20 protein-coding genes are annotated in these 20,539 nt (G+C 68.7%); 6 read left to right on the top strand and 14 right to left on the bottom strand.

The features are described from left to right. Nucleotides 1-2 precede the first annotated feature (2 nt). The 3 genes from tilS to dacB form a co-directional block, all read right to left on the bottom strand. Nucleotides 3-1,043, bottom strand: a complete 1,041-nt coding sequence (tilS, locus tag ACIBK4_RS48765) for a tRNA lysidine(34) synthetase TilS (RefSeq protein ID WP_366436855.1) — start codon at nt 1,041-1,043, stop codon at nt 3-5. 193 nt (nt 1,044-1,236) lie between these two features. Further along, nucleotides 1,237-2,358 (bottom strand): zinc-dependent metalloprotease, encoded by a 1,122-nt coding sequence (locus tag ACIBK4_RS48760; protein WP_399006340.1) that lies wholly within the window; start codon nt 2,356-2,358, stop codon nt 1,237-1,239. A 144-nt stretch (nt 2,359-2,502) separates the two neighbouring features. Beyond that, nucleotides 2,503-4,197, bottom strand: a complete 1,695-nt coding sequence (gene dacB / locus ACIBK4_RS48755; RefSeq protein ID WP_399006338.1) for a D-alanyl-D-alanine carboxypeptidase/D-alanyl-D-alanine-endopeptidase — start codon at nt 4,195-4,197, stop codon at nt 2,503-2,505. 79 nt (nt 4,198-4,276) lie between these two features. Here dacB and ACIBK4_RS48750 point away from each other — a divergent pair, with 79 nt between their 5' ends. Further along, nucleotides 4,277-4,768 carry an inorganic diphosphatase gene (locus ACIBK4_RS48750; protein ID WP_019070224.1) on the top strand — a complete coding sequence of 164 codons (492 nt, stop codon included), beginning with the start codon at nt 4,277-4,279 and terminating at the stop codon, nt 4,766-4,768. A 106-nt stretch (nt 4,769-4,874) separates the two neighbouring features. After that, nucleotides 4,875-6,530 carry a threonine/serine exporter ThrE family protein gene (locus ACIBK4_RS48745; RefSeq protein ID WP_399006335.1) on the top strand — a complete coding sequence of 552 codons (1,656 nt, stop codon included), beginning with the start codon at nt 4,875-4,877 and terminating at the stop codon, nt 6,528-6,530. Between the two features lie 117 nt (nt 6,531-6,647). On the opposite strand, the gene ACIBK4_RS48740 is transcribed toward ACIBK4_RS48745, so the two are convergent. Then, nucleotides 6,648-7,514 (bottom strand): DedA family protein, encoded by an 867-nt coding sequence (locus ACIBK4_RS48740; RefSeq protein WP_399006442.1) that lies wholly within the window; start codon nt 7,512-7,514, stop codon nt 6,648-6,650. A gap of 146 nt (nt 7,515-7,660) precedes the next feature. Here ACIBK4_RS48740 and ACIBK4_RS48735 point away from each other — a divergent pair, with 146 nt between their 5' ends. Continuing rightward, complete coding sequence (locus tag ACIBK4_RS48735) at nt 7,661-8,026, top strand: YbjQ family protein (protein WP_359613974.1); 366 nt, start codon at nt 7,661-7,663, stop codon at nt 8,024-8,026. A 22-nt stretch (nt 8,027-8,048) separates the two neighbouring features. On the opposite strand, the gene ACIBK4_RS48730 is transcribed toward ACIBK4_RS48735, so the two are convergent. Beyond that, nucleotides 8,049-8,810, bottom strand: coding sequence for a MerR family transcriptional regulator (locus ACIBK4_RS48730; protein ID WP_399006333.1), 762 nt, complete (start codon nt 8,808-8,810; stop codon nt 8,049-8,051). 124 nt (nt 8,811-8,934) lie between these two features. Between ACIBK4_RS48730 and ACIBK4_RS48725 the strand changes: the two genes are divergently transcribed. Both ACIBK4_RS48725 and ACIBK4_RS48720 read left to right on the top strand, forming a co-directional pair. Continuing rightward, nucleotides 8,935-10,218, top strand: a complete 1,284-nt coding sequence (locus tag ACIBK4_RS48725) for an ion channel protein (protein WP_399006331.1) — start codon at nt 8,935-8,937, stop codon at nt 10,216-10,218. Between the two features lie 39 nt (nt 10,219-10,257). Further along, the gene (locus ACIBK4_RS48720) at nt 10,258-11,664 is read left to right on the top strand and encodes a glutamate decarboxylase (protein WP_399006329.1); all 1,407 of its coding nucleotides are present in this window, start codon (nt 10,258-10,260) and stop codon (nt 11,662-11,664) included. A gap of 294 nt (nt 11,665-11,958) precedes the next feature. Here ACIBK4_RS48720 and ACIBK4_RS48715 read toward each other — a convergent pair whose 3' ends face one another. The 6 genes from ACIBK4_RS48715 to ACIBK4_RS48690 form a co-directional block, all read right to left on the bottom strand. Next, nucleotides 11,959-12,720, bottom strand: coding sequence for an ABC transporter permease (locus tag ACIBK4_RS48715; RefSeq protein WP_399006327.1), 762 nt, complete (start codon nt 12,718-12,720; stop codon nt 11,959-11,961). Next, nucleotides 12,717-13,730: an ATP-binding cassette domain-containing protein gene (locus ACIBK4_RS48710; protein WP_399006325.1), complete on the bottom strand. Its 1,014-nt coding sequence runs from the start codon at nt 13,728-13,730 to the stop codon at nt 12,717-12,719. The genes ACIBK4_RS48715 and ACIBK4_RS48710 overlap by 4 nt, the downstream gene beginning before the upstream one ends. Before the next feature lie 74 nt (nt 13,731-13,804). Continuing rightward, nucleotides 13,805-14,446, bottom strand: a complete 642-nt coding sequence (locus tag ACIBK4_RS48705) for a PadR family transcriptional regulator (RefSeq protein WP_399006322.1) — start codon at nt 14,444-14,446, stop codon at nt 13,805-13,807. A 24-nt stretch (nt 14,447-14,470) separates the two neighbouring features. Beyond that, nucleotides 14,471-15,016 carry a DinB family protein gene (locus ACIBK4_RS48700; protein ID WP_399006319.1) on the bottom strand — a complete coding sequence of 182 codons (546 nt, stop codon included), beginning with the start codon at nt 15,014-15,016 and terminating at the stop codon, nt 14,471-14,473. A gap of 114 nt (nt 15,017-15,130) precedes the next feature. Continuing rightward, a complete protein-coding gene (locus ACIBK4_RS48695; protein WP_399006317.1) occupies nt 15,131-16,591 on the bottom strand; it encodes an aldehyde dehydrogenase family protein in 1,461 nt (486 codons plus the stop codon). Between the two features lie 125 nt (nt 16,592-16,716). Then, on the bottom strand, nt 16,717-17,541 hold the full coding sequence (locus tag ACIBK4_RS48690) for a helix-turn-helix transcriptional regulator (RefSeq protein WP_052347188.1): 825 nt from the start codon (nt 17,539-17,541) through the stop codon (nt 16,717-16,719). 354 nt (nt 17,542-17,895) lie between these two features. On the opposite strand from ACIBK4_RS48690, the gene ACIBK4_RS48685 reads away from it, so the two are divergent. Beyond that, a complete protein-coding gene (locus ACIBK4_RS48685; RefSeq protein ID WP_399006315.1) occupies nt 17,896-18,408 on the top strand; it encodes an ATP-binding protein in 513 nt (170 codons plus the stop codon). A gap of 69 nt (nt 18,409-18,477) precedes the next feature. Here the strand turns inward: ACIBK4_RS48685 and ACIBK4_RS48680 are convergent, their stop codons facing one another. The 3 genes from ACIBK4_RS48680 to ACIBK4_RS48670 form a co-directional block, all read right to left on the bottom strand. Continuing rightward, entirely contained in the window at nt 18,478-18,696 is a 219-nt protein-coding gene (locus ACIBK4_RS48680; RefSeq protein WP_234478148.1) for a DUF397 domain-containing protein, read from the bottom strand. Nucleotides 18,697-18,983: 287 nt separating this feature from the next. After that, nucleotides 18,984-19,229, bottom strand: coding sequence for a 30S ribosomal protein S18 (gene rpsR / locus ACIBK4_RS48675; protein WP_399006313.1), 246 nt, complete (start codon nt 19,227-19,229; stop codon nt 18,984-18,986). 2 nt (nt 19,230-19,231) lie between these two features. Further along, the gene (locus ACIBK4_RS48670) at nt 19,232-20,539 is read right to left on the bottom strand and encodes a GTP-binding protein (RefSeq protein WP_399006311.1); all 1,308 of its coding nucleotides are present in this window, start codon (nt 20,537-20,539) and stop codon (nt 19,232-19,234) included.

Raw genomic sequence — 20,539 nt, 5'->3', positions numbered from 1 at the left:
ATTCAGCCTTGCCGAATCACCAGTCTGCCACCCTGGCGACGGGCGACGACCTTGCCCGGGAGATTGATGGCTCCCTGGCCGCGCCAGCCGGTGATCAGGCGGTCGACTTCCTCAAGGTGCCGGGCGAACAGCGAACCGGCCGGGGCGCCGGCCTGGATGGCGGCCCGGCGCAGCACACGGCGGCGCACGGCGGGCGGCAGGGCGTAGAGCTTGGCGCACTCCAGGAGGCCGGTGGCGTCCCGTACGGAGGCCTCGGCCTGGCTGGCCCAGGTGTCGAGGGCGTCGGCGTCGTCCCGGGACAGCTGCGCCGTACGGGCGAGTGCTTCTACGACCCCTTTGCCGAGCGCCTTCTCCAGGGCGGGCAGGCCTTCGTGGCGCAGACGGGAACGCGTGTACGCGGGGTCGGCGTTGTGCGGGTCGTCCCAGACGGGCAGCGACTGGACCATGCACGCCTTGCGGGCGGTCTGCCGGTCGAGCTGCAGGAAGGGGCGGCGGTAACGGCCGTCGGCCCCCGAGACCGCGGCCATCCCCGACAGGGAGCGGATGCCGGAGCCGCGGGCGAGGCCCAGCAGGACGGTTTCGGCCTGGTCGTCGCGGGTGTGGCCGAGCAGGACGGCGGCGGCGCCGTGGCGTGCGGCGCAGTCGTCGAGGGCTGCGTAACGGGCGTCCCGGGCGGCTGCCTCGGGGCCGCCCTCGCGGCCCACGGTCACAGAGGTGGCCTCCACGGGGTCCAGGCCCAGTTCGCGCAGCCGTAGGACGACTTCGTCGGCGCGCAGGTCGGAGCCGGCCTGGAGGCCGTGGTCGACGGTGATGCCGCCGGCCCGGATGCCCAGCTTGGGGGCTTCGAAGGCGAGGGCGGAGGCGAGCGCCATGGAATCGGCGCCGCCGGAGCATGCGACGAGCACGAGCGGCGAGGGCGGGCGCTCGTGCGAGGTGTGCCGGGAGGCGCCGGCGGTCTGCAGGGCCTCGTGGTCGGTGAGGATGTCGTGGAGGACGCGGCGGACCGCCAGGCGTATCGCCGCGACCGCAGGATGGGGACCCATGTCCGGTTCCCTTCATGAAGTTTTCGGGGGGTTGGCCCGAGGTTCGGTCACTCAGAGTGTGTAGATGGTGACAGAACCGGGGCGTTCCCCGAGCATCGCACGCCTACCCATCGCTCACGGTCCCTCGGACGGGTGATTGCAGGGGCGTTCGCCTGCCGTCGGCCGGATTCGTTTCACCACACCCGCGACCGGTTCACGACTCGGCCTTGCGATGCACCCGCGCGACCCAGTCCGCCGGTTTGGCGATCTCCGTCTTCGTAGGCAACGTGTTCGGAGAGGTCCACACCCGGTTGAAGCCGTCCATGCCGACCTGGTCGACGACCGCCCGCACGAACCGCTCGCCGTCCCGGTACTGCCGCAGCTTCGCGTCCAGGCCCAGCAGCTTGCGCAGCGCCGAGTCCAGCCGGGAGGCGCCCTTGGCACGACGCTGCTGGAACTTCTCGCGGATCTCCGCGACGCTCGGCACCACATCCGGACCGACGCCGTCCATCACGAAGTCCGCGTGCCCCTCCAGGAGGGACATCACGGCGGTGAGCCGGCCGAGGATCTCCCGCTGCGCGGGCGTCTGCACGATCTCCACGAGGGACCGGCCCTCGTCGTCCTCCTCGCCCTCGGGCCGACCGCCCGCCAACGACTGGGCGGCCTCCCGGATGCGCTCCAGCACGGTCATGGGGTCGACCTCGGTCTCCCCCAAGAAAGACTGGATCTCGCCCTCCAGGTGGTCACGCAGCCAGGGCACGGCCGTGAACTGCGTGCGGTGCGTCTCCTCGTGCAGGCACACCCAGAGACGGAAGTCGTGCGGCTCTACGTCGAGTTCGCGCTCCACGTGCACGATGTTCGGCGCGACCAGCAGCAGCCGTCCGCCCTTCGCCCCCGCCGGCAGCTCGCGGGACGCCGGGGCGAACGTCTCGTACTGCCCGAGCACGCGCGAGGACAGGAACGACAGCAGCATGCCCAGCTCGACACCGGTCACCTTGCCGCCGACCGCCCCGAAGACGGCGCCCCCGGGGGTGTTGCCGCGCCGCTCCTGCATCTTGTCGAGCAGCGGCTTGAGGACCTCCCGGAACCCGGCGACGTTCGCCCGCACCCAGCCGGGGCGGTCGACGACCAGGATCGGGGTGTCGTGGATGTCGTCCGTGCCCATCCGGGTGAAGCCCCGGACGTGTTGCTCCGAGGCCTTCGCATGCCGGCGCAGCTCCGCGACGACGGCCCGGGCCTCGTCGCGGCTCACGTCGGGGCCCGGCCGCACGAGTCGGGTCGCGGTCGCCACCGCGAGATTCCAGTCGACCATCTCGGCACCACCGATGCTCGTCATGCGTCAACCGTACGTGAGCGCTGCCGCTTGGGGCAGGCTGCGAGGTCGGTCAGGTGGGCCCCTGTTGTCGAGGCGCCCGGTGTTGATGGCTGTGCCCACCCGTTCCACCTTGCGGAACGCCTGCCCACAGCCAGGCCAGCCTGCTCACGAACAGCCGCAGGCCGCCAGTGCCGTTGCCGTGTGGTCCAGGGCTGCCTGGGCGTCCTGGGGGCTCGTCGTGTCGGAGGCCATGAAGGCGAAGGCCAGGAGTTGGCCGTCTTTGTCCACGACCGTACCCGCGAGGGTGTTGACGCCCGTCAGGGTGCCGGTCTTGGCGCGGACCACGCCCGCCGCTCCCGTCGCGTCCGTGTAGCGGCTCGTCAGGGTGCCCGTGAACGCGGCGATGGGGAGGCCGGTGAGGACCGGGCGGAGTTCGGGGTGGGCCGGGTCGCCGGCCTTGACCAGGAGGGCGGTCAGGAGGTCTGCGGTGAGGCGGTCGTCGCGGTTGAGGCCGCTGCCGTCGTTGAACACGGCGCCCTTGACCGGGAGTTGGAGCTTGGTCAGCTGAGCCTGGATCGCGGCGGCGCCGCCGTCGAAGTCGGCTCGCTTGCCCGTCGCGATGGCGGTCTGGCGGGCCAGGGCCTCCGCGATGTCGTTGTCGCTGTTGGTCAGCATCCGCTCGACGATGTCGGAGAGCGGCGGAGAGGAGACCGTGGCCAGGGTGCTGGCGCGGCCGGTCGCCTTGGAGGGGCCCGGGGAGGTCGTCGAAATGCCGTTCTTCTTTAGGAAGCCCGCGAATTTCTTGGCCGCGTCCGCTGCCGGGTCCGTCACGCGCAGCACCTGACCGCTGGACGAGTCGTCCGTGCGGCCCTCGTCGGCCATCAGAGCGCTGACCGGGGCGAGGTTGTCGTTGACCCCGATCGGGTGGAGTTCGGCACCGGAGTACAGGGTCGTGTCGTACGACAGCGTCACCTGGCTCACGCCGCGCTTCTTCAGGGTCGCCGCCGTCCTGTCGGCCAGCGTGCGCAGGCTGGCCCAGCCCTCGGCGTCCTGGTGGGCCGTCAGGGTCGGGTCGCCGCCGCCGACCAGGACGAGTTCCTTGGTGTCGGGCTCCAGGGCGGCGCGGGTGGTGAAGCGGCGGTCGGCGCCCATCGCGGAGAGGGCGGCCGTCGCGGTGGCGATCTTCGTCGTCGAGGCCGGGGTCAACGCGTCGTCGGCGCCGACTCCGTAGAGGCGCTTTCCGGTGGACACGTCCACGACGGCGGCCGTGTGGCGGGTGCCGAGCGCGGAGTTGTCCAGGAGGGGCGTGAGGACGTCCGCGAGCGCCGTGCCGGTCGGGGCCGACTTCACGGTGCTGGCGGCGCCGCCCAGGCCGACGAGGACGGATGCGGCACTCGGGGCGGGCCGGGGTGCCTTGGCGGACGTATCGGAATTACGGCCGTGATCTACACCACCTGACCGTTCGAGTGCGACGGCGTGGTCGCGCTCGGCCGTACGCTGACCCGAGGAGTCCCAGGGACCGGCGGCGGTCACCACGACCGCGGTCAGCGCCATTCCGGCGGTGGCGGCGACGGCGGTGAACTGCCAGGTCCTGTTCGGCCGCGGCAACTTCGCGACCTGAGGTGACACGGATCCGACGAGCCGGGCGACCTTCGGTGACACGGCTTCGGTGAGCCGCGTGACCTGTGGCCGCACGGTCTGGGTGACCCGCGTGACCTGTGGTTTCACGGCTTGGTTGAGCCGTGTGACCTGCGGTTTCACGGATTGCGCGGCCCGCTTGAGACGGGGCCGGACGGCTCGCGCGACCCGCGCCACCTGCGGTCTCGCGGCCCGCCAAGGCCTCAGCTCCGGCACGACCACCAGCCCCTTTCGCGATCACACACCTGCGTGAGGGACACTTAACCACCAGAACTATGTGCTGATCATGGAGGAGCCACCGGTGGAGTTCGACGTCACGATCGAGATCCCGAAGGGTTCGCGGAACAAGTACGAGGTGGACCACGAGACCGGTCGGATCCGCCTGGACCGTCGACTCTTCACCTCGACCAGTTACCCGGCCGACTACGGCTTTGTCGAGAACACGCTCGGCGAGGACGGCGACCCGCTGGACGCGCTGGTCATCCTGGAGGAGCCGACTTTCCCCGGCTGCCTCATCAAGTGCCGCGCGATCGGCATGTTCCGGATGACCGACGAGGCCGGCGGCGACGACAAGCTGCTGTGCGTCCCGGCGTCCGACCCGCGTGTGGAGCACCTGCGTGACATCCACCACGTGTCGGAGTTCGACCGCCTGGAGATCCAGCACTTCTTCGAGGTCTACAAGGACCTGGAGCCCGGCAAGTCGGTCGAGGGTGCCAACTGGGTGGGCCGTACGGACGCCGAGGCGGAGATCGAGCGCTCGTACAAGCGACTCAAGGAGCAGGGCGGCCACTGAGCCCCCAGGTCATGGAAACGGGCTGCACGCACACGCGTGCGGCCCGTTTCCATGTCTGTGCGCATACTGAGGATCACTGGAGGCGTCGTACAGGGAGTGCCACGGAGTGACGGAAGCGGAGGACCGCAAGCCGCAGTCGGACGAGGCCAGGAGCGCGTTCACGGCTCCGGTGGGCGTCGAGGCGGCGGTCGTGTCGGCGGCTGACGGGGAGTCGTCCACGACGTCCGAGTTCGCGGTCCCTCAAGGGCTCGACGTGACGCCCGCGCCGGCCCTCGAGGACTCCGAGGGCTCGGCGTTCAGCCCGCCCAGCCTCTACAGCGCGCGCAAAGCACCCCCCGCCTTCACACCGCCGACCGGGATCCCCGTCGTCAGCCTCACCAAGGACGTGCCCTGGCAGGACCGGATGCGCACGATGCTGCGTATGCCGGTGGCCGAACGCCCCGCGCCGGAGCCGGTGCAGAAACCGGACGACAGCGGTCCCGCCGTACCGCGTGTGCTCGATCTGACGCTCCGCATCGGGGAGTTGCTGCTCGCGGGCGGCGAGGGCGCGGAGGACGTAGAGGCGGCGATGTTCGCGGTCTGCCGCTCCTACGGCCTCGACCGCTGCGAGCCGACTGTCACGTTCACCTTGTTGTCGATCTCGTACCAGCCCTCCCTGGTGGACGATCCGGTGACCGCGTCCCGGACCGTACGGCGGCGGGGCACCGACTACACGCGGCTCGCGTCCGTGTTCCGGCTGGTGCAGGACCTCAGCGACCCGGAAACGGCACTCTCCTTGGAGGACGCGTACCGGCGGCTCGCGGAGATGCGGCGCAACCGGCACCCGTATCCCGGCTGGGTCCTGACCTCGGCCAGCGGGCTGCTCGCGGGTGCCGCCTCCGTGCTTGTCGGCGGTGACATCATCGTGTTCTTCGCCGCCGCGCTCGGCGCGATGCTGGGCGACCGGCTGGCGTGGCTGTGCGCGGGGCGCGGGCTGCCGGAGTTCTACCAGTTCACGGTCGCCGCGATGCCGCCGGCCGCGATAGGCGTCGCCCTCACGGTCGCCAACGTCGACGTGAAGGCCTCCGCGGTCATCACTGGTGGGTTGTTCGCCCTGCTGCCCGGGCGGGCCCTTGTAGCGGGCGTACAGGACGGTCTGACCGGCTTCTACATCACCGCCGCGGCCCGGCTCCTCGAAGTCATGTACTTCTTCGTCGGCATCGTGGCCGGTGTCCTGATCGTCCTGTACTTCGGCGTGAAGCTCGGCGCGCAGCTCAACCCGGACGTGGCCCTCGGCAACTCCCACCGGCCACTGTGGCAGATCGGTGCGTCCGTCCTGCTGTCGTTGACCTTCGCCGTACTGCTCCAGCAGGAACGATCCACCGTGCTCCTGGTGTCCCTCAACGGGGGTGTCGCCTGGTCCGTGTACGGGGCGATGCACTTCGTCGCGAAGATCTCGCCGGTCGCGTCCACGGCTGTCGCGGCGGGGTTGGTCGGGCTGTTCGGGCAGTTGCTGTCGCGGTACCGGTTCGCGTCGGCGTTGCCGTACACGACCGCGGCGATCGGGCCCCTGTTGCCGGGTTCCGCTACGTACTTCGGGCTGTTGGCCATCGCGCAGAACAAGGTCGACCAGGGGCTGGTGTCGTTGGCCACGGCGGCGTCTCTTGCCATGGCCATCGCGATCGGGGTCAATCTGGGGTCGGAGATCTCGCGGTTGTTCTTGCGGATTCCGGGGGCGTCGGGCGGGGCGCGGCGGGCTGCCAAGCGGACCAGGGGGTTCTGAGCGCCTAATAGCTCGGGGCCCATGGATCGTTGGCGGGTGCGGGTCCATAGTGGCTGGTCGCGCCCGCGCGGCGGAGCCGCAAATCGATACAGCCCCACGCCCCTTAAGGGGTTGCAGTTAGCCCTGTGAGTAGCCCTGGTTGTCGTACGGGGGGTACTGCTGCTGATTGCCGTACGGCTGTTGCTGGTACGTCGGCTGCTGTTGGGGCTGCGCGTAGTACTGGTCGTAGCCGTTGTTCTGGTCGTACTGCTGCTGAGGTTGCTGCTGGGGCCTGTCCACTCGGCGGAGTTGGGTCGTCGAGTCGTCCATGATCACCGGGAACGGCTGGGTCTCGGCAGGGTCACCGTGCTGCTCCTGGGGGTTCTTCTTGGCCTTGGAGCGGGCGCGCAGGAACTCGATGATGATCGGGATCACCGAGACGAAGACGATCAGGATGAGGATCGCTTCGATGTTCTTGTGGACGAAGTCGATGTTGCCGAGCCAGGAGCCGAGCAGGGTCACGCCCGCGCCCCACAGGACGCCGCCGATGATGTTGAACGTGAGGAACGAGCGGTACTTCATGCCGCTGACGCCGGCGATGATCGGCGTGAAGGTGCGCACGATGGGCACGAAGCGGGCCAGGACCAGGGACTTGGGGCCGTACTTCTCGAAGAACTCGTGCGCCTTGACCACGTTCTCCTGCTTGAACAGGCGTGAGTCCGGGCGGCTGAAGAGCGAGGGGCCGACCTTCTTGCCGAAGATGTAGCCCGCCTGGTCGCCGAGGATCGCGGCCACGCAGATCAGCGCGACGGCCGCCCACAGCGGGAAGTCGAGGGTGCCCGCGGTGATCAGCAGGCCACAGGTGAACAGCAGGGAGTCACCCGGCAGGAAGAACCCGATGAGCAGGCCGGACTCCGCGAAGACCACGAGCAGGAGGCCCCAGATCCCGAACCGGTCGAGCATGGTGTTGGGGTCCAGCCAGCTCGGGCCGAGGGCGAGCGTCATCACGGTTCCGGGCTCCTGAGGGGTGGAGGGAGGTGCGGCGGCGTCCAGGTGCAGCCGCACAAAGCTATCAACGCGATGTGTCCGTCCCAGGTTCCACCGGTGACTCCAGGATGCACTGTGCATCTCGTAGGACAAAGCTGTGAGCCATGGGTATCGAAGAGTATGGCGGCGGCCAGGGGCCGCAGGCCGATGTGTTGGTCGTGACGACGAACGACGTCCCGGGGTACCGGGTCGAGCAGGTGATCGGTGAGGTGTTCGGGCTGACCGTGCGCTCCCGGCATCTCGGCAGCCAGATCGGCGCGGGCCTGAAGTCGATGGTCGGCGGTGAGCTCAAGGGGCTCACCAAGACCCTCGTGCAGACCCGCAACCAGGCCATGGAGCGGCTGATCGAGCAGGCACGCGCGCGTGGCGCCAACGGCGTCCTGGCGTTCCGCTTCGACGTGACCGAGGCGGCGGACGTCGGCACCGAGGTGTGCGCCTACGGAACGGCGGTGGTCCTGGCCCGGGTGTAGCGCGTACCCCCGGGCCGGGCCCCTAGGAGGTGTGCCGGGACGCGTTCGCCAGGATCGCGTCCTTCAGGTGCTCGGCCAGGCCCGGGGCCATCGCGTCGTAGAACGCCTTGAAGCGCTCGTCGGAGACGTACATCTCGGCGAGACAGACGTGCATCTCGTAGGAGCACGCATAGAACCAGCGGTCGATGTGCAGGCGGTGTTCCTCGGCGAGGTCCAACGCCGCGTCGCCGGTGGGGAGTTCGCCGGCGGTCACCAGGGCGGCGTAACGCTCGCTCCAGTCGTCGACCTCGGCCTGGAGTCGCTTCCAGTCGGCCTTCGTGTAGCGGGCGGCCCGGCGCTGCGACTCGGCGTAGGCCTCGGTGCCGCCCCAGCGCTGTTCCGCTTCCTCGGCGTACTGCTCGGGGTCCTTGTCGCCGAAGACCTCGAAGCGTTCCTCGGGGGTGAGATTGATGCCCATCGTGCGTGCCTCCATGGCGTGTTCCACGGCCTCGGCCATCTTCTGGAGCTTCTCGATCCGGGCGGTCAGCAGATCGTGCTGCCGGCGCAGATGCGCGCGCGGGTCCGTCTCCGGGTCGTCGAGCAGGGCCGCGACCTCGTCGAGCGGAAAGCCGAGTTCCCGGTAGAACAGGACCTGTTGGAGCCGGTCGAGGTCGGCGTCGCCGTAGCGCCGATGACCCGCGTGACTGCGCTCGCTCGGGACGAGCAGGCCGATGTCGTCGTAGTGGTGCAACGTGCGCACGGTGACCCCGGCGAACCCGGCGACCTGTCCTACGGAGTAGCTCACTTCCGCTCCCTTCTGTGTCCGCGCTCCAAGGTCGGCCCTCACGCCACGTGAGGTACAAGCCCCACACTCCCCCGTCTCACGATCTCAAGATGTTGGGTCCGTTTTGCCCGCTTATGGTGAGCCCGTGGCCCAGGACAGCGCGCGACAGGCACCAGCCGCCCCTACGACCCCGGCGCGCACCCTGCTGCCGATGATCGTCCCCGCACTGGTCGTGGGCATGCTCGCGAGCCTGTTGTTCATCGGGGTGAGCGAGGCGGCCGAACAGCTCCAGCACGTGCTCTGGAAAAACCTGCCCGACGCCCTGAACATCGGCCGCTACTCGGTCCTCTGGATGCTCGTCATGCTGACGGCCACCGGCATCGCGGTCGGCCTGGTGGTGTGGAAAGTCCCCGGTCACGCCGGTCCAGACCCGGCGACCACGGGCCTGGAAGCCGTAGCGCTACCGCCCGGAGTACTGCCCGGCCTGGTCCTGGCGACCGCGCTGATGCTCGCGGGCGGCCCGAGCCTGGGTCCCGAGAACCCGATCATCGCCGTGAACGTGGGGCTCGCGCTGTGGGCGGGGCGCAGGCTGGCACCCCGGGTGCCGGGCGGGGCGTGGGGCGCGCTGGCCGAGTCTGCGACGATCGGGGCGCTGTTCGGGACACCGGTCGCGGCGGCGCTGCTGATCTCGGAGGCGCTGGCCGCGCGACAGACCAAGGGCGCCCTGTGGGACAACGTGTTCGCACCGCTCGCCGCGGCGGCGGCAGGCGCCATGACGACCACCCTGGTGGCCCATCCGACCTTCGACCTGCACCTGCCCGCGTTCGGCCGCCCCGGCTGGGGCGACCTGCTGGCGGCCCTGATCCTGGCCCCGCTGGCAGCGGCGCTCGGCATGGCGGCCGTCTACCTCTTCCCGTACGTCCACGGCGCCTTCTCCCGCCTCAAGCACCCCATGCTGACGCTTCCGGCCGGTGGACTGGTCCTGGGCCTCCTGGCGGCGCTGGGCGGCCATCTGACGCTCTTCAAGGGCCTGGACGAGGTCGGGGAACTGGCAGCACACCCCGAGGGCTGGTCGGCGGGCCAGTTCGCGACGATGACCGTCGTGAAACTGGCGGCACTGCTGGTAGCCGCGTCCTGCGGCTTCCGGGGCGGCCGAATCTTCCCGTCCGTCTTCATCGGCGTCGCCTTCGGCCTGTTCGCGCACGCGGTCGTACCGGCCGTGGACCCGGCACTCGCAGTCGCGACGGGCGTCCTCGGCATGCTCCTGGCGATCACCCGACAGGGCTGGGTGAGCCTGTTCACGGCCGCGATCCTGGTCGCCTCCCCCGCGATCCTCGCCCTCCTCTGCATCGCCTCGCTGCCGGCCTGGCTGCTGGTGACCGGGAGACCGCAGATGCAGTTGCGCGCGGACGGAACTCCGGTTCGCTAGTACCCGTTGGTTCTTTTGATCCTTATCGGAGGCAAGCCCATGCCGTTGCACGAAGGTCCCGACCCGTCCGCCGAGCGCCCCATGTCCGTGAACCCCTTCTACGGGGAGGCCAATCCGGTCGGCGGCATGTCCGAGGCCCCGCCCAAGCACCGGCTCCCGGACACCCCGCTGCCTCCGATGACGGCGGCCCAGCTCGTACACGACGAGCTGATGCTGGACGGCAACTCCCGCCTGAACCTGGCGACTTTCGTCACCACCTGGATGGAGCCGGAAGCCGGCGTCCTGATGGCGGAGTGCCGGGACAAGAACATGATCGACAAGGACGAGTACCCCCGCACAGCAGAGCTGGAGAAGCGCTGCGTAGCGATGCTCGCAGACCTGTGGAACGCGCCAGACCCCTCAGCCGCCGTCGGCTGCTCGACAACAGGCTCCAGCGAGGCCTGCATGCTCGCAGGCATGGCCCTGAAGCGCCGCTGGACACAGCGCAACAAGGACCGCTACCCGGCAGCCCGCCCGAACCTGGTGATGGGCGTCAACGTCCAGGTCTGCTGGGAGAAGTTCTGCAACTTCTGGGAGGTCGAAGCGCGCCAAGTCCCCATGGAGGGCGACCGCTTCCACCTGGACCCGCAAGCCGCGGCCGATCTGTGCGACGAGAACACGATCGGCGTGGTCGGCATCCTGGGCTCCACGTTCGACGGCTCCTACGAGCCGATCGCCGCCCTCTGCGCCGCCCTCGACGCACTCCAGGAGCGCACGGGCCTGGACATCCCGGTCCACGTCGACGGCGCGTCCGGCGCCATGGTCGCCCCCTTCCTGGACCCGGACCTGATCTGGGACTTCCGCCTCCCGCGCGTGGCCTCGATCAACACCTCGGGCCACAAGTACGGCCTGGTCTACCCGGGCGTCGGCTGGGCCCTGTGGCGCGACAAGGAGGCCCTCCCCGAGGAACTCGTCTTCCGCGTCAACTACTTGGGCGGCGACATGCCCACCTTCGCCCTCAACTTCTCCCGCCCCGGCGCCCAAGTAGTGGCCCAGTACTACACATTCCTCCGCCTGGGCCGAGAGGGCTACCGCGCGGTCCAGCAGTCCACCAGAGACGTAGCCCAAGGCCTGGCACAACGCATCGAGGCCCTGGGCGACTTCAAACTCCTCACCCACGGCAACGAGTTGCCGGTCTTCGCCTTCACCACAGCCCCCCACGTCCAGACCTACGACGTCTTCGACATCTCCCGCCGCCTACGCGAACACGGCTGGCTGGTCCCGGCGTACACCTTCCCGGCGAACCGCGAAGACCTCTCGGTCCTCCGCATCGTCTGCCGCAACGGCTTCTCAGCAGACCTCGCCGAACTCTTCCTGGACGACCTGACCCGCCTCCTCCCCGAACTACGAAGGCAGCCCCACCCCTCCACCCGCGACAAGGGGGCGGCAACAGGCTTCCACCACTGAGCCCCAGGGACCGTACCGCTCCCAGCCCGGGCGGCACGGCCCGCAAGCCGCGTACGGCGAGAAGGCGACGTGTCGGGGGGTGTCCGCCCGCAGCGGTCGGCGCTCAACACCACCACACTCTTGAGAAACGCCCCCGCGCCGATCCGAGGACGGAGACCCCCCGGCGCGGCGCCGACCCAAGACAAAAGCCCGGCGTACCACGACGCACCCGCACCCACACACGGAGCCGCACCCCCACAACCCAGGGGCGCGGGGAACTGCGCGACCAGCCCCCACGCACCCGCACCCGACAACTCACCCCCCAAGCCCCCTGAACCGCCGCACGGCCAGCGGAAAGAAAACAACCAGCAGCCCCACCGGCCAGGCCACAGCAGCCCAGACGTGCCCCGACTCTCCCCCAGGCCCACCGAAAAGCTCCCGCGCGGCAGTAGCGGTCTGAGACATCGGATTCCACTGAACAACCGCGCCCAACCACCCAGGCATCGCAGCCGGCGTAGCCAACGCGTTGGACAGAAACCCAACCGGCCACACCAGAATCTGCACGGCCTGCACCATCTCGGGCCGCCCCGCCACCAGCGCCAGATAGATCCCGACCCACAACATGGCGAACCGAAAAAACAACAACAGCCCGACGGCGCCCAGGAATTGCCCCGCCCCGGCATGCGGCCGCCAGCCAAGCCCCAGCCCAACCCCGATCAACACGACCAGCCCGATCGCCGACTGCAACATGTCGGCAGCAGAACGCCCCACCAACACCGCCCCGTCAGCCATCGGCATGGACCGGAACCGGTCGATCACACCCTTGTTGAGGTCCTGCGTGACGGCGACCATCGTGCCCTCCAGGCCGAAGGCCATGGTCAGCGCGAGCATCCCGGGCACCAGATAGTCGACGTAGGCACCCTCAACGGCCCGCCCACCGCCGATCAGATACCCGAACATCAACAACAACATCACCGGGAAAACAAGGCTCACCACGACCTGCACGGGTTGCCGTGCCCAGTGGGCGAGTTCACGCCGGGTCATGGTCCAGGAATCGTTCAGGGCATAGACGCTCACACGGCCTCCTTCACGTTGATCCGGTCACCGGCACCGCCACCCGTGAGATGCAGAAACACCTCATCCAACGTCGGCCGCCGCAACGCCACATCCTCGGCATCGATCCCGCCCTCCTCCAACGCCCGCACAACCCCGGAGAGCGCCGCCATCCGGTCGGAGACCGGCGCACTGAGCAACCGCCGATCGGCATCGACCCGAATGTCACCGGCGGAAAGGGGCAACAGAGCGACGGCGGCGCCCAGTTGACCCGCATCACGCAGGACAACGTCGATCCGATCCCCACCCGTCCGAGACTTCAACTCATCCGGCGTTCCGTCAGCGATGACCCGCCCCCGGTCAACCACCGAGACCCGATGGGCAAGTTGATCGGCTTCTTCCAAATACTGCGTGGTGAGCAGCACCGTCGTCCCTCCACCCACCAGCGACCGAACCGCCGCCCACACCTCGGCCCGACCACGCGGATCAAGCCCGGTGGTCGGCTCGTCCAGAAAGAGAATCTCCGGCGCGGTGACGAGCGACGCGGCGAGATCCAGCCGCCGACGCATACCTCCGCTGTAGGCCCGCACCGCCCTGCGCCCGGTATCGGCAAGATCAAACCGCTCCAGCAGCTCATCGGCCCGCACCCGCGCACGCCGAGCCCCAAGATGATGAAGCCGCCCGAACATCTCCAGGTTCTGCCGCCCACCCAACTCCTCGTCCAGAGCGGCGTGTTGACCAAGCAACCCAATACGAAACCGAACCGCACGAGCCTCGGTCAGCACGTCATATCCAGCCACCTCAACGCGACCGGAGTCGACCCGCAGCAACGTGGACAGAATACGAACCAGCGTGGTCTTGCCCGCCCCGTTGGGCCCGAGCACCCCATGCACGGTGCCGCGCGCAACACACAGATCAAGCCCGTCCAACGCCTTCTTGCCCTCCTTGCCCTCCTTGCCTCCCTCAGCCTTCCGGGCCTTCTTCTCGCCGTACGTCTTGCACGCACCCTCGACGACGATCGCCGCGTCAACCACTGAGCACCCCCTGGCTAGTCAAACTTGACTACACGCTTGAAAGTAACCCCACAAGGAGCGTTAGTCAAACTTGATTAGCCGGCATCCCCAGGATGCCGCTCCCCCGTCGCGTACGGGTTCTCCTCGCCGTCCCGCAGAACACCGACAAACGGCTCACCCTCCCCCGCGAAGGTGTACGCCCCGCCCTCGATCCGCGAGATCAACCCCTGGGTCCACGCGGCCTCCGCGTCGGCCGTGTGGATCCAGAGGTTCATGATCTCGCCGATATGGCCCAGCTGTTCGGGCCCGTCCTCGGGGATGTAGTGCTCGGTGACGGAGCCCCTCCACCGCGCGATCCCCCGGGTGCGCTCCTTCAGCAGAGCCACCGCCTCACCCCGCGGCAGATCCACGATGAAGCCGATCGCCGCGGACTTGACGTCCATCTGCTGGTCGTACGACGTCAGCGCCTCGCGCAGCAGCCGGAGGTACTCCTCGGTGCCCCGGTCGGTGATCTCGTACTCCGTGCGGGGCGGCCCCCCGACGGTGGACGGCGCGATCTCGTGAGCGTGCAGAAGGCCCTGCTTGGCCAGTTGCTTGAGCGCGTGATAGATCGAGCCGGGCTTGGCATTGGACCACTCGTGCGCGCCCCAGTATTCGAGGTCGTTGCGCACCTGGTAGCCGTGGGCCCGCCCGTGCTGGCGCACCGCGCCGAGCACGAGAAGACGGATCGCTGACATGAGGCCAGCGTAGAACCAGGCAGGTCAGCCCCAGCTGCTGCCCTGCTCCTTCGCGACCAGTTCGAAGGCGGTGGCGCCGTCGAGGGACTCGCGGATGATGTCGGCGTGGCCGGCGTGCCGGGCGGTCTCGCGGATCAGGTGCAGGCAGAGCCAGCGCACGGAGACGCGGCTCTCGGTGAACCAGGGCTTGTCCGGGAGCGGGAAGGTGTCGTCGAGGCTGGGCACCGAGCGGATGTACGCCTCGGTCTCGGCGGCGACCTTCTCCCAGTACGCGAGCTGGGACTCCACGGTCTCGCCGTCGACCAGTTGGAACGTCTCGTGCCAGTTGGTCTCGTCGCGCTCGATCGCGGGCGGCTCCTCCTTGGCCCGCGCGATCCAGCCCTGCTCGACCTCGGCACAGTGCTTGAGCAACCCGGAGAGGGAGAGTTCGCTCGCGCTCGGCTTGCTCGCGGCCTGTTCCTCGGTCAGCCCGAGCAACGCCCGGCGGATACCGCCCCGCTGCTCCTCGATGAACGAGAGCAGCGCCCCGCGCTCGTCGCCCTGCGCCTCTGCGGGTACGTGCGTGACCATGGCCTTCGCCTTTCGTCGGCGCCGGCAGGGAGCGCGTCCCCCTGCCCGACATCGACGAAGCTACGGGCCATCGAGGTCAGGTTCTGTCCTCAATGGCCCGCCGGAAGCACATGTCTAGAACGGGAACCCGCTCCGCCCATGCTGCACCGAGATCCACTTCAGGCTGGTGAACGCGTCCAGCATCGACTCGCCGTTGAGGCGGCCCAGGCCCGAGGCCTTCTCACCGCCGAAGGGGACGATCGGCTCGTCGTGGACGGTGCCGTCGTTGACGTGGAACATGCCCGTGTCGATCTGCTTGGCGAAGTTCACACCGCGCTCGATGTCGCCCGTGTGGACCGCGCCGCTCAGCCCGTACGGCGTGTCGTTGACGATGCTCACCGCCTCCTCCTCGCCGTCGAACGGGATGAGGAAGGCGACCGGGCCGAAGACCTCCTGGCGGAGCAGCTCCGAACCGGCGGGGACGTCGGTGAGGACCGACGGGCCGACCAGGTTGTCGGTGGTCGTGCCGTGCACCAGCGCCGTCGCGCCCTCCGCGATCGCCTGCTCGACGACACCCGAAAGGGCGTCCGCCTGCGAGGAGTTGATGACCGGGCCGATCACCGTCTGCGGGTCGCGCGGGTCGCCGACCTTGAGGGACTTGACCTTGGTGACGAACTTCTCGGTGAACTCGTCGGCGATCGACCGGTCGACCAGGACACGGTTCGCGGCCATGCAGACCTGGCCCTGGTGGACGTAGCGGCTGAAGACCGCCGCGTCGACCGCGTAGTCGATGTCGGCGTCGTCGAGGACCACGATCGCGCTGTTGCCGCCGAGTTCGAGCACCGAGCGCTTGAAGTGCGAGGCGCAGACGGTCGCGACATGGCGGCCGACCTTGTCGGAGCCGGTGAAGGAGATGACCTTCGGGATCGGGTGCTCGATGAACGCGTCGCCGATCTCCGCGATGTCCGTGATGACGACGTTGAGGAGACCGCCCGGCAGGCCCGCGTCCTCGAAGATCTTCGCGACCAGGGAACCGCCGACGATCGGGGTGTTCTGGTGCGGCTTGAGGACCACACCGTTGCCCAACGCCAGTGCCGGGGCCACCGACTTGAGGGAGAGCAGGAGCGGGAAGTTGAAGGGGCTGATCACGCCGACGACGCCCACCGGGACGGTGTAGACGCGGTTCTCCTTGCCGTCGACCGGCGAGGGGATGATCCTGCCCTGGGGGCGCAGCGCGAGGTGGATCGCCTCGCGCAGGAACTCCTTGACGAGGTGCAGTTCGAAGCCGGCCTTCAGGAAGGTGCCGCCGAGTTCGGCGACGATCACCTCGGAGATCTCCTGCTCGCGGTCCTCGATGATCCGCAGGGCCTTCTCGAACACCGCACGGCGGGCGTAGGGGTTGGTCGCGGCCCACGTCTTCTGCGCGCGGGCGGCCGCCTTGTACGCCTCGTCGACCTCGTCGACCGTGGCTATGGTGATCGACGCGAGCTTCTCGCCGTCGTACGGGTTGAAGTCGATGATGTCCCAGGAGCCGGTGCCCGGGCGCCACTCACCGTCGATGTACTGCTGAGCCAGGTCGGTGAAGTAGGACGACATGTGATCCCTCAATCGCTCAATCGTCAGCAGACACGATCAATTCGCAGACACGATCAAAAGCAGACCGGACCATGCATCACGATCACGATCATCACGGTCTGATCACACGTCATCGTACTTGTGTTTCAAGAGAGTTGGAGCAGTCCCCGAAGAAGATCCCGGCTCTCGTCCGGGCCCGGGCTGTCCTGCTGGAGCTCCTTCAGCGCCTTCTCGTACTGGGCCACATCCTCGGACTTGTCCAAGTAGAGCGCGCTGGTGAGCTGTTCGAGGTAGACGACGTCGGAGAGGTCCGACTCGGGGAACGACAGGATCGTGAAGGCCCCGGACTCGCCCGCGTGCCCGCCGAAGCCGAACGGCATGACCTGCAGCCGGACGTTGGGGTGCTCGGAGACCTCGATCAGATGCTGCAACTGACCGCGCATCACCTCGCGATCGCCGTACGGACGGCGCAGGGCGGCCTCGTCCAGGACGATGTGGAAGTCCGGCGCGTTCTCGTTCACCAGGTACTTCTGCCGCTCAAGTCGCAACGCCACACGGCGTTCTACGTCGGCCTCGCTCGCGCCCTTCATGCCGCGCCGGACGACCGCGCGGGCGTAGGCCTCGGTCTGGAGGAGTCCGTGGACGAACTGCACCTCGTAGACGCGGATGAGGGAGGCGGCGCCCTCCAGGCCCACATAGGTGGGGAACCAACTGGGCAGGACGTCCGAGTAACTGTGCCACCAGCCCGCTACGTTGGCCTCCTTCGCGAGGGAGAGGAGTGAGATGCGCTCCGCCTCGTCCGTGATGCCGTACAGCGTCAACAGGTCCTCTACATCCCGCGTCTTGAAGCTCACTCGCCCCAGCTCCATGCGACTGATCTTGGATTCGGAAGCGCGGATCGAGTACCCCGCGGCCTCGCGAGTGATCCCACGTGCTTCCCGCAGTCGCCTGAGTTGCGAGCCGAGCAGCATCCGCCGCACCACCGATCCGGGCTCTCCCGCGCTCACGTTCGCCAGCCTCCCCAACCGTCTTCAGGGGCCGCAGTCTGCCACTAAAACACTTCGAGCAGTACTCGTTCGATTACAGAAATGGAAAGAAGAGGCTCCCGTTCACAGGAAGTTGTCAGGAAGACGTCAGGAAGAAGCAAGGCCGGAGCGCCAGAACGGCGTGAAGTTGGCGGAAAAAATGGCCAACAAGCGGTACGGGAGGGTCCAATTCGGTCAGCTGCACGTGCATCTGCCCTTGCATCTGCTGTACGCATCCGAAACCATGGTCTCGCGCCACCGCTGCATCGCAACGACCGCGAATTCCCGGGAGTGCCTCGCATGGGGACGAATGGATCGACCATGCTCAAGCCGTTACGGCAGGGCCTTCCGCCGTTGGACCCCTCGGCGGTGTCCAGCGCGGCTTCGTGCGCCTTGGCCGCCCGCTACGAAGCGGTGCGCGAGGCACGGCAGTTCACCCGCCGCACTCTCGACCAGTGGGACATCGGCGACCGCTTCGACGACGTCTGTCTGGTCGTCTCCGAACTCGTCACCAACGCGCTGCGGCACGCCCTGCCGGCCAACACCCCGCGCGTCCCGGAGCAGAACCCGCCCGTACGGCTGCACTTGATGCGCTGGACCGAGCGGCTCGTGTGCGCCGTGCGCGACCCCAGTCACGACAGTCCCATCGCCCGCGACTCGGACGACTTCTCGGCGGAGTCGGGGCGCGGCCTGTTCCTCGTCGAGTCGTTCGCCGACGGCTGGGGCTGGCACCCGCTGGCCGGCACGCTCAGCGGCAAGGTGGTCTGGGCGCTGTTCCGGCTGCCGGGCGACCCGACACAGCAGAACGCGTGAGGAACCGCGGCTCTTTTTGAGGCCGCGGTTCTACGCGCGTTGCCGTGAGGTCCGCAGGTCGGCGGTCCGCTAGCCCACTATCAGGTGGTCGAACTCGCCGTCCTTGATGCCCAGGAGCATCGCCTCGATCTCGGCGCGGGTGTAGACGAGCGCCGGGCCGTCGGGGAAGCGCGAGTTGCGCACGGCGACGTCTCCGCCGGGCAGCCGCGCGAACTCCACGCAGGATCCCTGCGAGTTGCTGTGCCGGCTCTTCTGCCAGGCCACTCCGTCCAGCTGCGTGGCAGCCATGCCGTTGTACACGTCGAACCCCAAGTACACGCTGTCAACGCGGTGGTCCACAGGTCGCTCCCGGTTGTGCACTGGCTGGTGTGGCCATTGATGCAGTGGTCAACTGTTCCGGATCATAGCCCTGTTCATGTGCAGATGCATGGGCAGATGCACGTGCACGGGGGGTGGTCCTCCGGTTACAGCTTTGACGACTGCTTTACCGATGCCGTTCCAGCGTCTGCCCAGGACCGGGCAGGACATGTACTAGGGAAGACGCGTACGGGGGCCCTTGTGTTCCATGCGGGCGGCTATCGGGTCGAGTACGGCAACAATGCCATCTCCCTGGCGTTCATGATCGCAGCCGCCAACTGCCGCTGCTGCCGCGCGGATACGCCGGTGACGCGACGGCTGCGGATCTTGCCGCGATCGGATACGAACGTCCGCAGCAGCGCGGTGTCCTTGTAGTCGATGTACGTCACGCCGGCCGCGTCCAGGGGATTACGACGGGACTTGGCGGGCCTGCGCTCAGGCTTGCCCTCGGACTTGCGAGGCACGGTCAGATCTCCAGGAGGGTGTCGAAGGCGGACGGGATGCGCTTCCAGGCGCTGCGGCCCGCTGCGTACTCGGTGTCGGTCAACAGGCAGGACTCCAGGAGCAGTTCGAGTCCGTCGCGGTCGAGACCGGGGGACGTGAAGACCAGGTGCTGGCAGCAGTCGCCGTGCACGGGATGCCAGTCGAGTGCGGCGGCGGCGCGGCGCACGGGCGGCACCAACTCCCAAGCGGCGTCCGGCAACGAGGCCAGCCACGGGCCCGCGCTCTCCACGCACAGCGCCCCGCCTGCCGCGTCCCAGTGCAGCAACGCGTCGGGCTTGTCGGCGAGCCAGAACCTTCCCCGGCTCCGGGCTGCGGCGCAGGTGATGTCCTCAAGTGCCGCGTACAGCCGCTCGGGGTGGAAGGGGCGGCGGCGGTGCCAGACGAGGGTGGTGACGCCGTGGGCGTCGGCCTCGACGGGGAGGAGGGCGCAGGCGGGGTGTTGGGCTGCGGCTGCGGCTTCTACGTCGAAGCCGGCTAGGGCTGCGTGGGCGAGGGCGCTGCGTGGGGGTGGGTGGTTGGGGTTGTGTGCGGAGTGCGGGTCGGTGGGGGCTGGTCGCGCAGTTCCCCGCGCCCCTGGGGGGTTGAGGGTGGGCGGAGTGGGCGGAGTGGGCGGGGTCGGAGGCTGTGTCGGGGTGTCGCGGCCGGCCCGTGCGGTCCCGTCCCCCGTCAAGTCGTCGCCCCCGACCGGTACTTGGTGGGCCGTCGGGTGCAACTGGCCCAGTAGTTCTCGGTCTTCGTCGTCGGTCTCGTGCGAGTGGAGGACGGCGAGGGTCGGGGCGTACTCCAGTTGGCGGGCGAAGGTGTCCGCGATGGTTCGCTGGTCCGTGGCTGCTGCCGCGAGGCCGGTTTCGGCGAGGTCGTTGCCGTTGGCGAGGTAGGGGAGGAGCAGGGCCGGGTCTACGGCGGTGATGACTCCGGTGAGGGTGAGGCCGCCGGAGGTGATCACCTCGGCCATTGCCTTGGGTTCGACGGAGTCCCACAACTCGACTATCGCCAGGGGGACTTGACCGGTCGCGGCGAGGCGGCGGAGTTCCGGGACCAGGTCTTCGCGGAGGGCGCAGCACGCGCAGTCGTTGACCAGCGGGGTCTCGCCGGCGGAGACGATGCCGTCCGCGTCCCTGATCGTGCGGACGACCGTGCCGGCAGTGGCCGTAGAAAGGTCGTGGTGGAGTACGACGCTGCCGGGGACGTCGTGGAGGAGGTGGGCGACGGTCGTTCTGCGGGCTTCGGCGTGGAGGCCGGCGACGATCGCCACGGAGAGGTCGGGCAC

The organism is Streptomyces sp. NPDC050528 (assembly GCF_044457795.1).
Taxonomy (GTDB): Bacteria; Actinomycetota; Actinomycetes; order Streptomycetales; family Streptomycetaceae; genus Streptomyces.
The sequence above is the reverse complement of the archived record's forward strand: the minus strand, read 5'-3'. Positions and strand labels throughout refer to the sequence as shown.